General features: G+C 65.6%; 10 protein-coding genes. 8 read left to right on the top strand and 2 right to left on the bottom strand.

Going from position 1 to position 12,857, the window contains the following annotated elements:
• The first annotated feature begins 68 nt into the window (after window positions 1-68).
• From GGD63_RS32270 to GGD63_RS32255, 4 genes are all read left to right on the top strand, one after another.
• Complete coding sequence (locus GGD63_RS32270) at window positions 69-1,106, top strand: MBL fold metallo-hydrolase (protein WP_183248087.1); 1,038 nt, start codon at window positions 69-71, stop codon at window positions 1,104-1,106.
• Window positions 1,107-1,192: 86 nt separating this feature from the next.
• The gene (locus GGD63_RS32265) at window positions 1,193-1,363 is read left to right on the top strand and encodes a hypothetical protein (RefSeq protein WP_183248085.1); all 171 of its coding nucleotides are present in this window, start codon (window positions 1,193-1,195) and stop codon (window positions 1,361-1,363) included.
• Window positions 1,364-1,561: 198 nt separating this feature from the next.
• Window positions 1,562-2,767 (top strand): MFS transporter, encoded by a 1,206-nt coding sequence (locus tag GGD63_RS32260; protein ID WP_183248083.1) that lies wholly within the window; start codon window positions 1,562-1,564, stop codon window positions 2,765-2,767.
• A 220-nt stretch (window positions 2,768-2,987) separates the two neighbouring features.
• Window positions 2,988-4,703 carry an amidohydrolase family protein gene (locus tag GGD63_RS32255; protein WP_183248081.1) on the top strand — a complete coding sequence of 572 codons (1,716 nt, stop codon included), beginning with the start codon at window positions 2,988-2,990 and terminating at the stop codon, window positions 4,701-4,703.
• 211 nt (window positions 4,704-4,914) lie between these two features.
• Here the strand turns inward: GGD63_RS32255 and GGD63_RS32250 are convergent, their stop codons facing one another.
• Entirely contained in the window at window positions 4,915-6,261 is a 1,347-nt protein-coding gene (locus GGD63_RS32250) for an MFS transporter (RefSeq protein ID WP_183248079.1), read from the bottom strand.
• Between the two features lie 147 nt (window positions 6,262-6,408).
• Here GGD63_RS32250 and GGD63_RS32245 point away from each other — a divergent pair, with 147 nt between their 5' ends.
• The 4 genes from GGD63_RS32245 to GGD63_RS32230 all read left to right on the top strand — a co-directional run bounded on the left by GGD63_RS32245 (window position 6,409) and on the right by GGD63_RS32230 (window position 11,070).
• Complete coding sequence (locus GGD63_RS32245) at window positions 6,409-7,062, top strand: ABC transporter ATP-binding protein (protein WP_183248076.1); 654 nt, start codon at window positions 6,409-6,411, stop codon at window positions 7,060-7,062.
• A complete protein-coding gene (locus GGD63_RS32240; RefSeq protein ID WP_183248074.1) occupies window positions 7,059-9,521 on the top strand; it encodes an ABC transporter permease in 2,463 nt (820 codons plus the stop codon). Before GGD63_RS32245 ends, GGD63_RS32240 begins: the two co-directional genes overlap by 4 nt.
• Window positions 9,511-10,593 carry a lipocalin-like domain-containing protein gene (locus tag GGD63_RS32235; protein ID WP_183248072.1) on the top strand — a complete coding sequence of 361 codons (1,083 nt, stop codon included), beginning with the start codon at window positions 9,511-9,513 and terminating at the stop codon, window positions 10,591-10,593. Before GGD63_RS32240 ends, GGD63_RS32235 begins: the two co-directional genes overlap by 11 nt.
• Before the next feature lie 90 nt (window positions 10,594-10,683).
• Window positions 10,684-11,070 carry an MAPEG family protein gene (locus GGD63_RS32230; RefSeq protein ID WP_183248070.1) on the top strand — a complete coding sequence of 129 codons (387 nt, stop codon included), beginning with the start codon at window positions 10,684-10,686 and terminating at the stop codon, window positions 11,068-11,070.
• A 241-nt stretch (window positions 11,071-11,311) separates the two neighbouring features.
• Here GGD63_RS32230 and GGD63_RS32225 read toward each other — a convergent pair whose 3' ends face one another.
• Complete coding sequence (locus GGD63_RS32225) at window positions 11,312-12,505, bottom strand: ABC transporter substrate-binding protein (RefSeq protein WP_183248068.1); 1,194 nt, start codon at window positions 12,503-12,505, stop codon at window positions 11,312-11,314.
• Between the last annotated feature and the right edge of the window lie 352 nt (window positions 12,506-12,857).

Raw genomic sequence — 12,857 nt, 5'->3', positions numbered from 1 at the left:
GAATTGCTTCTCTTTCCGACCCGTACCGTAGTAGAATCTTAGAGGTCAGTTCCAAGCCGGGTCCTGCCATGATCTTCCGCCAGCTCTTCGACAGTGTTTCGGGTACCTACAGCTACGTCCTCGCCAGCCGCCCCGGCGGCGAGGCGCTGATCCTCGATCCCGTGCTGGAGAAGGTCGACCGCTATTGCCAATTGCTGCGCGAGCTCGACCTCAAGCTGGTCAAGGCGGTCGATACGCATCTGCATGCCGACCACGTCACCGGCCTCGGCGAGCTGCGCGACCGCACCCATTGCATGACCGTGATGGGCGACCAGACAAAGGCCGACGTGGTGGCGATGCGGGTCGCGGACGGCGACAAGGTGACGATCGAGGGCCTGTCGCTCGACGTGATGTACACGCCGGGCCACACCGACGATTCCTATTCCTATTTGATGGGCGACCGCGTCTTCACCGGCGACACGCTGCTGATCCGCGGCACCGGCCGCACCGATTTCCAGAACGGCTCGGCGCGCGCGCAATACGATTCGATCTTCAACCGCCTCTTGAAGCTGCCGGACGAGACGATGGTGTTCCCCGCGCATGACTACAAGGGCGACACCGTCTCCACCATCGGCGAGGAGAAGCGCTACAACCCGCGGCTCCAGGTGCGCTCGGTCGACGAATATATCGAGCTGATGGGCAATCTGAAGCTGCCCAATCCGAAGATGATGGACGTCGCGGTGCCCGCCAACATGCATGTCGGCCTGCATCAGGAAGAGCTGGAGAAAGAGGGCCGCGCGCTGAGCGCGATCGAGGCGATCCGCTCCCTCGGTCGGCCCGACATCCTGCTGGTGGATCTGCGCGAGACCAATGAGCGGATGAAGCACGGCATGCTCGAAGGCGCGCTGCACACGCCCTATCCCTCCGTCGAGGAGAGCCTCAAGCCCGGCGGCATGCTGCGCGAGGTCGTGGCCGCCACGGGGCGCCGCGTGGTGTTCTTCTGTGCCTTCGGCGAGCGCTCGGCGATGGCGGTTGCAGCTGCGAAGCAAGCGGGCCTTCTCAACACCGCCCATATCGCCGGCGGCATCGATGCCTGGAAGAAGGCGGGCGGGCCGGTCGTGCACTGACGGTCTCGTCGCCCCTTGAGATAAATCAGGCCCCGCACATATTTGGCGGGTAGATTCGGATGCAGCATCACCATCCGGGACCAGCCATGGCCAAAACTGCCAACAAGACTGCCAAGCCGAGCGAACCGCCCAAATCGGCGGACGACAAGGCGAAGAAACCACCGCCGCCGCGCGACATCGACGACGACGATTACGAGGACGGCGACATCGCGACGCCGAAGCGTGATCGATATGGGCCGGACGACGAGCCGTTGTAGAGACGGCGAGCGCTTCAAATTCCGCTGTCGTCCCGGCCTGGTGCGCAATTGCGCACGGGGGGCCGGGACGACGATGTGGAGGCATCGCAGCGCCCATCACGTCCCCGCCCGCGCTACCTGCCATGCGCCTACGTTCATGGACAAATAACCGCCCTCCCCGATAGTTTGCCCGTCCATCGGGAGTGAAACGGAACTGCAATGGTCGACGTTCTCGCCGCACCGCAGCAAGGCAAGGCAGACAGTGCGCTGCGCACGCTGACGGGTATCTCGATCGCGCACTGGGTTAGCCATTTCCATCTGCTGGTCCTGCCGATGCTGTTCCCGTTCCTGAAGGACAGGCTCGGCGTCGGCTATGTCGAGCTCGGTTTCGCGCTGACCACGCTCGCCGTCGTTTCGGGCCTCACGCAGGCGCCCATCGGCTATCTCGTCGACCATTTTGGCGCGCGCAAAATCCTGCTGATCGGGCTGACGCTCGGGGGCTGCGCGCTGATCCTGCTCGGCCTGCACCTGAGCTATGCCGCGCTGATCGCCTGCGCCGTGCTGCTCGGGCTCGCCAACAGCGTCTATCACCCCGCCGATTACGCGATCCTGGCGGAGCACATGGACGAGGCGCGGATGGGCCGCGCCTTCTCGGTCCACACTTTTGCCGGTTATCTCGGCGGCGCCGTGACGCCGGCGATCGTCGCCGCGCTCGTCACGATGTGGGGCGGCGTCGGCGCGCTGATCGCGTCAGGCGCGATCGCCATCCTGGTGGCGCTGCTGCTGGTGGCCATGGGCATTCCCGAGGCCGGCGCACACAAGAAGAAACCGGGCAACGAGAGCGCACCGAAACAGGCCGTCATCACCCCGGCGCTGATCACGCTGACCGCACTGTTCATGCTGCTCAGCCTGTCGGTCGCCGGCATCAACAATTTCGGCGTGGTGGCGCTGATGAGCGGCTACGGCACCTCCTATTCGATCGCCAATGTCGCGCTCACCGCGTTCCTCGGCGCCAGCGCTGCGGGCGTGCTCGCCGGCGGCTTCCTCGCCGACCACACCGCGCGCCACGGCTATGTCGCCGCGGCCTGCTTTGCCGCGAATGCGGCCATCGTGCTGCTGATCGCGCTGGTGACGCTGCCGGGCTGGGCTCTGACTGCCACGATGGCGATCGCGGGCTTCCTCTCCGGCGTGATCGCGCCGTCGCGCGACATGCTGGTGCGCAATGCCGCGCCTGCGGGCGCTGCGGGGCGCGCCTTCGGCATCGTCTCCACCGGCTTCAATCTCGGCGGCATCGTCTCACCGCTGCTGTTCGGCTGGATCATGGACCAGAGCGCGCCGCATTGGGTGTTCGGGGCGTCCGTGATCTTCATGCTGGCGACGGTGGTGCTGTCGCCGTTCACGGAACGGAAGCCGGCCAAGGCGTAGCCAAGGATTCAATTGTCGTCCTGGCCTAGTGCGCAATTGCGCACGGGGGCCAGGACCCATAACCACAGGGAGGAGTTGTGGTGCGAAGCTGATCACTCCGAGTCTTCGCCAAACATCTCTCTGTGGTTATGGGTCCCGGATCTGCGCGCGCTTTTGGCGCGCTTGTCCGGGACGACAGGCAAAACAAAACGGGTAAGAACAACAAAACGGGAAGAAGCACATGAGCAATCCTGATCTCGTGATCCGCGGCGGCACCGTCGCGGATGGAAGCGGCGGCGAGCTGTTCGAGGCCGACGTCGCAATCACCGGCGGCAGAATCAGCGAGGTCGGCAAGATCTCGGCCAAGGGCAGCGAAGAAATCGACGCGCGCGGAAAACTGGTGACGCCGGGCTTCGTCGACGTGCACACCCATTACGACGGCCAGGTGACCTGGAGCCAGGACATCACGCCGTCCTCGCAGAACGGCGTCACCACCGCGATCATGGGCAATTGCGGTGTCGGCTTTGCGCCGTGCAAGCCTTCCGACCACACCCGCCTGATCCAGCTGATGGAGGGCGTCGAGGACATTCCCGAGCCGGTGCTGAGCGCCGGCATTCCCTGGGCGTGGGAGAGCTTTCCGGATTACATGGACTGGCTCTCCAAACGCGATTTCGACATCGATGTCGGCGCGCAGCTGCCGCATGCGGCGCTCCGGGTGTACGTCATGGGCGAGCGCGGCGCGCGCCGCGATCCCTCGACGGCGGAAGACAATGCGGCGATGGCGAAGCTCGCGGGCGAGGCCGTGCGGTCCGGCGCGCTCGGCTTCTCGACCTCGCGCACGCTCAACCACCGCACCTCGACCGGCGATTTCACGCCGACCCTGAAGGCCGGCGAGGACGAGCTCACCGCGATTGCCGGCGCGATGCATCGGCAGGGGCGCAGCGTGCTGCAATTCGTGCTCGACCTCTCGACGATCCACGAAGACCTGCCGATGATGCTGCGGGTCGCCGACAGCACAAAGTGCCCGATCTCGTTCTCGATCACGCAGAACGACAAATCGCCAAACCGCTGGCGCCAGACGCTGGACGAGATCAACGCGGCCGCCAGGCGCGGCCTTTCCATCACCGCGCAGATTGCGGCACGGCCCGTCGGCCTCTTGCTCGGGCTCGAGCTGTCGCGCAATCCGTTCCAGACCCATCCGAGCTACAAGGCGATCGCACATCTGCCGCTTGGGGAGCGGCTGGCGCGGCTGCGCCAAGCCGACGTGCGCAAGGCGATTCTCAGCGAGACGGCGACGGCGACCGACGATCCGCTGTTCTTCCGGCCCAACTACGACAAGATGTTCCTGCTCGGCGATCCCCCCGATTACGAGCAGCCGCCGGAGAACGCGCTGGGGCCGCAGGCGCTCAGGCAAGGCCGCCAGCCGGAAGAGCTCGCCTATGACGCTATGCTGTCGGACGAGGGGCGCGGCATGCTCTACGTGCCGTTCCTCAACTATTCCGACGGCAATCTCGATGCGACGCGCGAGATGCTGCTCGATCCGCAATCGGTGCCGGGCCTCTCCGACGGCGGCGCGCATTGCGGCATCATCTGCGATGCGAGTTTCCCGACCTATCTGCTGACGCACTGGACGCGCGACCGCACCCGCGGCGAGAAGCTGACGATCCCGTTCGTGGTCGCGGCGCAGTCGCGCAAGACCGCGCTCTCGGTCGGCCTCACCGATCGCGGCCTGATCGCGCCCGGCTACAAGGCCGACGTCAACGTGATCGACTACGACCGCCTGCACCTGCATCCGCCGAAGGTGCATTACGACCTGCCGGTCGGCGGGCGGCGGCTGTTGCAGGATGTCGACGGCTATGATGCGACGATCGTGTCGGGCGTGGTGACGCGGCGGCAGGGCGAGGCGACCGGGCGCAGGCCGGGGAAACTGATTCGGGGGGCGCAGGGGGTGAACTAGGGGCGTCCACACATTCAGTGTCGTCCCGGCCTAGTGCGCAATTGCGCACGGGGGGCCGGGACCCATACGCCGCAGCAATCGTTTTGCGAAGACTCGGAGTTACCGGCTTCGCTCCAAACCACTCCCTGTGGTTATGGGTCCCGGATCTGCGCGCGCTTTTTGGCGCGCTTGTCCGGGACGACAGGTGTGGTTGGGGCTGGCAGCGCCCCCCTTACGTCGGCGAGACCGCGCCCTTCAGCGCCGCTCCTTGCGGAGCCGCACCACGCGTCAGCCTGGCCTTCTCCGTATTCGGCCACAGCAGCAGCAGGCCGATGACGCCGGAGCCGACCATCACCACCGCATTGATGGTGAAGCCGGTCATGTAGCCGTCGAGCATGCTGCCGGCGCGCTGGATCACGGTGCCCATCACGCTGGGCGCGATGATGCCCGAGAGCGTGTAGAGCGCGCCGTAGATCGCGATGACCGCGCCGCGCTGCGAGGCCGGGGTGAACTCGCCGAGCATCGGCGGGCAGACCACATAGATCGCGCCGCACAGGCCGGAGCCGACGACGAGCGCAGCGATCTGCAGGCCGGCGCCCTGCACATGCGCCATCATCGCAAGGATCAGGCCGCCGATGATCAGCGGCACCGAGCCGAGCACGCCGCGCGAGATGCGCGTGGTGTAGCCGCGCGCCATCATCACCTGCGAGATCCACCCCGTGAGGATGACGATCGTGGCGCCGAACACCCAGGGCAGGATCGAGATGAAGCCGGCCTGGCTCTGCGAGAAGCCGAGCCCCTTGACGATGAAGGGCGTGAACCAGGTGAGGCCGAGCGACAGCGCCCAATAGGCGCCGAAGGTCGCGATCACGCAGCCGAGGAAGGTGCGCGAGGTCAGGAGCTGCACATACGGAATCTTCGGCTCGGTGACGGCGAGGACCTGGGTGTCCTCCAGCGGGCCTTCCTTGCCGAGCGCGAGCCAGGCCGCGACCCAGATCAGGCCGACGACGCCGAGCGCGCCGAAAGCATAGTGCCAGGAGTGGTTGACGATGACCCAGTTCAGCGCCGGCACCGCCAGGATGACGCCGAAGGCAGAGCCCTGCGACAGGATCGCGGTCGGCAGCGTGCGCTTCTCGTCGGGGAACCATTTGTAGATCGCATGCGCGGCGACCGAGAAGGCCGGACCTTCGCCGGCGCCCAGCACGATGCGGCAGATCAGGAGCGTAGTGAAGGAGACGGTGCCGACCATCGGGAACTGCGCTAGCGCCCAGATCACGGCCAGCGTCAGCAGCACCCAGCGCGTCGGCACCTTGTTGACGATGAAGCCGACCACGATGGCCGAGATCGAGAACAGGAAGAAGAACGAGGAGCCGAGCAGGCCGAATTGCTCGGCGTTGAGCTTCATGTCGGTCATGATCGGCACGCCGGCGAGACCGACGACGATCTTGTCCGCGAAATTCACGACCATGAAGAGAAAGAGGAGAAATGTAACGGTCCAGGCGCCCTTTGGCGTTGGCTTTGCCAAACCCCTGGAGTCCCCTGCCGTCCTGCCCATTTCGGGCGTTCCTTGAGCGCTCATCATTCTCCCCATATGTCTTTATTGTCGGCACTTTTTGATTTGGCCGTCCTGGGAGCTAACAACGGCTTGAAAGCCAACGCAACCCCGGCATTTCCGCAGCAGGTGTGCTACGCAACATTGAGTTAAATTCCGTCCGGCGCATCAATCTTGCTCAGCATCCGAAATCTCTCAAAGACCTTCTCCTCGGCCGGCGAGCCGGTCCACGTGCTGCGCGGCGTCGACCTTGACCTCGCGGCCGGCGAGCGCGTCGCGCTGACCGGGGAATCCGGCAGCGGCAAGAGCACGCTGCTGCACCTGATTGCAGGGTTAGACGCCGCCGATGACGGCTCGATCCGGCTGGGGGATACCGAGGTCACCAAGCTGTCGGACGCGGGACGCGCAGAGTTGCGCCGCGACCGGATCGGCCTGGTTTTCCAGCAGTTCAACCTGATCCCGAGCCTGTCGGTGGCAGACAATCTGGCCTTCCAGGCGCGGATCGCCGGCCGGCACGATGCGGCCTGGAGCAAGGAGCTGGTCGAGCGGCTCGGGCTCGGCGGCCTTCTGAAGCGTTATCCCGAGCAGTTGTCGGGCGGCCAGCAGCAGCGCGTTGCGATCGGCCGGGCGCTGGCGACGAAACCGTCGCTGCTGCTCGCGGACGAGCCGACCGGCAATCTGGATGAAGACACCGCCGAGGACGTGCTGGCGCTGACGCGCGACCTCGTGGCGCGCACCGGCTGCGGCTTCCTGATGGTGACGCACAGCCTGCATCTGGCCGGCACGCTCGACCGGCACCTCACCTTGCACGCGGGACGAATCGCATGAGACGCGCGCTGTGGGTGCTCGCGGTGCTCCTGAGCCATTGGCGGCGACACAGGATGCAGTTCGCGACGCTGCTGATCGGGCTGATCGCTGCGACCGCGCTATGGAGCGGCGTGCAGGCCATCAACCAGCAGGCCCGCAACGCCTATGACCGTGCCGCGGCGACCTTTGGCGGCGTGCGCACGGCGATGCTGGTCGCGCCCAACGCAGCGACGTTCCCGCAGGAGCTGTTCGTAAAACTTCGCCGCGCGGGCTGGCCGGTATCGCCGGTGCTGGAGGGCCGCGTCCAGATCAACGGGCATTCGGTGCGGCTGCTCGGCATCGAGCCGGTGACGCTGCCGGTCGATGTCGGCAATGCGCCGCGCTTGGGTGCCTCGGATCTGAACAGCTTTGTCGCTCCGCCAGGCCAGACATTGGTGGCGCGGGAGACGCTGAGCGACCTGCAGGAAACGGAAGGCGCGGCACCGCCGATCAGCAGCGGCGCAAAGCTGCCGCCGCTGCGCGTGCAGCCGCAACTGGTGCCCGACGTGCTGGTGGTCGACATCGGTGTGGCGCAGCGCCTGCTCAACAAGCCGGACCAGGTCTCGCGGCTGCTGATCGGCAAGCCGAAGGGCAAGCCGGCGCCGCTCGCGAGCGTCGTCGGCGAGCAATTGCAGCGGGTGGAGCCGACCGCGGAGACGGAGCTGGAGCGTCTCACCGACAGCTTCCATCTCAACCTCACCGCCTTCGGCCTGCTGTCCTTCTTCGTCGGCCTCTTCATCGTCAATTCGGCCGTAGGTCTTGCCTTCGAGCAGCGGCTGCCGATGCTGCGCACGTTGCGGGCCTGCGGCGCCTCGGCGCGGCTGGTCAATACGGTGCTGGTGGTCGAGCTGGTGGCACTGGCGCTGGTCGCGGGCCTGATCGGGCTCGTCTGCGGCTATTTCATCGCGGCTGCGCTGCTCCCCGATGTCGCGGCGTCGCTGCGCGGGCTCTATGGCGCGCAGATCCCGGGACAGCTTAGCTTGCAAGGCGAATGGTGGCTCGCGGGCATCGGCATCAGCGTTGCGGGCGCGCTTGTTGCGGCGGCGACCAGCCTGATCAAGGCGATCCGGATGCCGGTGCTGGCCACAGCGCAGCCTCGCGCCTGGCAGCAGCGGCAGCGCCGCTGGCTGATCCTGCAAAGCGCTGCGGCGTGCATGGTGTTCGCGGTCGCACTGCTGCTGCTCCACTATGGTCAATCGCTGATCGCGGGTTTTGGCGTGCTCGCAGCGCTGATGCTCGGTGCGGCGCTGATGCTGCCGGCGTTCCTCGACATCCTCCTGCTCACGGGCCAGCGCCTCGCGCGGGGGCCGCTTGCGAGCTGGTTCTGGGCCGACAGCCGGCAACAGCTCTCCGGGCTGTCGCTCGCGCTGATGGCGCTGCTGCTCGCGCTCGCCGTCAATGTCGGGGTCTCCACCATGGTGGAAACGTTCAGCCGCACCTTCGTCGGCTGGCTCAACGGGCGGCTCGCGGCCGATGTCTACATCAGCGCCTCCGACAATGCGCAAGGGACGGCGATCCGCAACTGGCTGAAGGAGCGCAGCGAGGTGCAGGCGATCCTGTCGGGCGGGCGCGCGGAGGCGCAGATTCAGGGCCAGCCGGTCGAGCTGCTCGGCCTGCCCGATCACGCGCTCTATCGCGAGCGCTGGCCACTGCTCGAGACTGCACCGCGCGCATGGACGCAGCTCGTCCCCGGCAATGCCGCCTTCATCAGCGAGCAGCTGAGCCGCCGCCTCAACGTACGCGTCGGCGACGTCATCGAGGTGCCGGCGCCGGGCGGGAGCTGGGAGCTCGACATCGTCGGCATCTATGCCGATTACGGCAACCCCAAGGGGCAGCTCGCCGTCAATGTCGCGGCGCTGATCCGGCACTTTCCGCAAACGCCGCAGACGCGGATCGGCCTGATCGTCGCCCATGACAAGATCCCGGGTTTGATCGCGGCGCTGCAGAAGCAGTTTGCGCTCGACGACCGCAGCGTCGCGGACCAGGCGACGGTGAAGGCGGAATCGATTCGCATCTTCAACCGCACCTTTGCAGTCACCTCGGCCCTGAATGCGTTCACGCTCGGCGTCGCCGGCATCGCGCTGCTGACCAGCCTGCTGACGCTGGCGAATTCCCGGCTGCCGCAGCTTGCGCCGCTGTGGGCGATCGGCCTGACGCGGCCGCGCCTTGCCGCGATCGAATTGACCAAGACGCTGTCGGTCGCGCTGTTCACGGCGCTGCTGGCCGTGCCGCTCGGACTGGTGGTGGCGTGGTGCCTGATTGCGATCGTCAACGTGAAAGCGTTCGGCTGGCGGCTGCCGTTCCATGTGTTTCCGCTGCAGCTGATCGAGCTGGTCGCGGTCGCACTGCTGGCCTCGCTGCTTGCCGCGCTGCTGCCGATGCTGCGGCTGGCGCGGATGCAGCCGGCGAACCTCGTCAAGGTGTTTGCCAATGAGCGCTGACAAAATCTCGCGGCGCGCGTTCGCCGGCGGCATCGCCGCACTCGCGCTCGCGCGTCGCGCGAGTGCGCAGGGCTATGCCGGGCTCGGCGAGACCGCCGACGGCTTTGCCAGGGTCACGCCGGGAAAGACATTCGCCTTCCCAGCCGATCACGGGCCGCATCCGGAGTTTCGCATCGAGTGGTGGTATCTCACGGCAAACCTCGTCGACAGCAGCGGCGCGGCCTGCGGCCTGCAATGGACGCTGTTCCGCCAGGCGGCGCAGCCGGGCCCCCAAGGCGAAGGCTGGGCCAATCAGCAGATCTGGATGGCGCATGCCGCGGCGACGCGCGCCGGCACCCACCGCTTCAACGAGCTGTTTTCACGCGGCGGCATCGGGCAGGCCGGCGTCACGGCAAAGCCGTTTGCAGCGTGGATCGACGATTGGGAGATGAAAGGTTTTGAGCGCACCGACGATCGCACGCTGGCGCCGCTGACGCTGAAAGCCTCGGGCACAGACTTCAGCTACGCGCTGACGCTGGAGGCCGATCGTCCGATGGTGCTGCAGGGCGATCGCGGCTTCAGCCGCAAGTCGGAACGCGGACAGGCGTCGTACTACTACAGCCAGCCGTTCTACCGCGCGCGCGGCACGCTCAGCATCGACGACAAGCCGGTCGATGTGATCGGCCAGGCCTGGATGGACCGGGAATGGAGCAGCCAGCCGCTCGACGCCGATCAGACCGGCTGGGACTGGCTGTCGCTGCATCTTGCATCCGGCGACAAGCTGATGCTGTACCGGCTGCGGCAGAAGGACGGCAAGGACTATCCGTTCGGTAACTGGATCAGCGCCTCAGGCGAGACGCAGATGATCGCGGGCAGCGACATCCAGATGCTTCCGAAGGCAACGGCTGAGATTGCGGGACGCAAGCTGCCGGTGGAATGGCAGATCGCGATTCCCTCGCGCTCGTTCTCGATTCTGTGCAAGCCGCTCAATCCGAACGCCTGGATGGGGACCGGCTTCTCCTATTGGGAAGGGCCGATCAGCTTTGCCGGCACGCATGACGGCGTTGGCTATCTCGAGCTGACCGGGTATTGAAGCGCGGTCCGCCTGGATTCCAGTTTCGACGCGTTTTCTTTACGCCAACCGGTATCCACTTCGCTGGAAAACGCTCTTGGGAAATTCGCAATGTATCATCTCACCGTCCTCGTCACGCTGCTGGCGATCGCGTTTTATTTCTTCACCTGCATCAACGTATCGCGCTCGCGCACCAAGACCGGTGTCAAGGTGCCGGCGACGTCGGGCCACCCGGATTTCGAGCGCGCCTTCCGTATCCAGATGAACACGCTGGAATGGATGCCGATTGTCCTTCCTGCGCTCTGGCTGTTCGCGATCTATATCAGCGACGCGATTGCAGCGGGACTCGGTGCGGTCTGGATCATCGGCCGCATCGTCTATTTCATCGGCTATTCGCAGGCCGCGGCAAAGCGCGGCCCCGGCTTTGCGATCCAGGGCATCGCCGCAATCGCGCTGTGGGCGGGGGCGCTGGGCGCGGTGGTGTTGCGGTTGGTGTGAGGCGGGCTGCTGCCACCACACATTCCGCCGTCGTCCCGGACAAGCGTAAGCGCAGATCCGGGACCCATAACCACAGAGAGAAGTTGTGGCGCAAGATGGTAACTCCGAGTCCCTGTAACCACGTCTGCCTGTGGCTATGGGTCCCGGATCTGCACTCCGCCCTCGACAACGCTACGCGTTGCCAAGGGCTGCGCTTGTCCGGGACGACAGTGAGGGTGTGGTGCTCGCTGTGCTTCTTCCCTCACTTCGTCAGCGGACACCCGCTTTCCTTGGCTGTGAAGAAGGCCTTGTCGCCGGGGACGGTGGCGAGCAGCTTGTAATAGTCCCAGGGCTTTTTCGACTCCGAGGGCTTCTTGACCTCGAACAGGTACATGTCGTGGACCATGCGGCCGTTCTCGAGCACCTTGCCGCCCTGCGCGAAATCGTCGTCGACCGGCAGCTCCTTCAGCTTCCTGGCGACGGCATCCGGATCCTTGGTGCCGGCGGCCTTGACGGCCTTGAGATAGTTCAGCGTCGACGAATAGGTGCCGGCGTGGATCATGCTCGGCATCCGGCCGGTGCTCTTGAGGAAGCGTTCGCCGAGATGGCGGGTCTTGTCGTTGAGATCCCAGTAATAGCCTTCGGTCAGCACCAGGCCTTGCGCGGCCTGCAGGCCGAGGCCGTTCACCTCGGCGAGCGTCATCAAGAGGCCGGCGAGCTTCTGGCCGCTGGCGACGATGCCGAATTCGGACGCCTGCTTTATCGAGTTGGTGGTGTCGAGGCCGGCATTGGCAAGGCCGACGATCTTCGCCTTCGAGCTCTGCGCCTGCAGCAGGAAGGAGGAGAAATCCGAGGAGTTGAGCGGCACGCGCACCGAGCCGAGCACCTTGCCGCCATTGGCGGTGACGATCTCGGCGGTGTCCTTCTCCAGCGCGTAGCCGAAGGCGTAGTCCGCGGTGAGGAAGAACCAGGTGTCGCCGCCGGCCTTGGTCAGCGCACCGCCGGTGCCGACACCGAGCGCATGCGTATCATAGGCCCAGTGGAAGCCGTAAGGCTGGCAGGCATCGCCGGTGAGGCGCGAGGTCGCGGCGCCTACGACGATGTCGATCTTCTTCTTTTCCTTGGAGAGCTCGTGGATCGCGAGCGCGACAGACGAGGTCGTCAGCTCCGTGATCATGTCGACGTTCTCGACGTCGTACCAGCGCCGCGCGATCGAAGTCGCAAGATCCGGCTTGTTCTGGTGGTCGGCGGTGACGAGCTCGATCTTCTGGCCGAGCACCTCGCCACCAAAGTCCTCGATCGCCATCCTGGCCGCTTCGACCGACCATTTGCCGCCGTAATCGGCGTAGACGCCGGACTGGTCATTGAGGATGCCGATCTTGACGCCCTGCGCAGAGGCCGGTGCTGCAAGCAGCAGAGCCGAGGTTGCGACGGCGGCCAAAAGGGGTGATTTCATTCTGTTAGCTCCCAGCAGTTTTCTGTTTTGAAATCGCGCGGATAGTAGTGAAGAACCCCGCGCATGCCCATCCGTTGCATGTTGGTCGTTAGTATGAAGGGCGTACCACACAATCGGTGTCGTCCCGGACAAGCGCAGCTCTTGGCAACGCGTAGCGTTGTCCAGGGCGGAGCGCTGATCCGGGACCCATAGCCACAGGATCCAGTTTGACGAAGACTCGTGGTTACCACCTCGCGCCCACAATCACTTCCTGGGGGTGATGGTGTGGACGGCCCCCTACGGCATCAGGTGTGCCAGAATGAGGTTGTCACACACCCATTCACAGGAGCCGTCCGTGAGCCAGATTATCCGC

The sequence above is a fragment of the Bradyrhizobium sp. cir1 genome (genome assembly GCF_014198245.1).
In the GTDB taxonomy this organism is placed as follows: domain Bacteria; phylum Pseudomonadota; class Alphaproteobacteria; order Rhizobiales; family Xanthobacteraceae; genus Bradyrhizobium.
The sequence above is the reverse complement of the archived record's forward strand: the minus strand, read 5'-3'. Positions and strand labels throughout refer to the sequence as shown.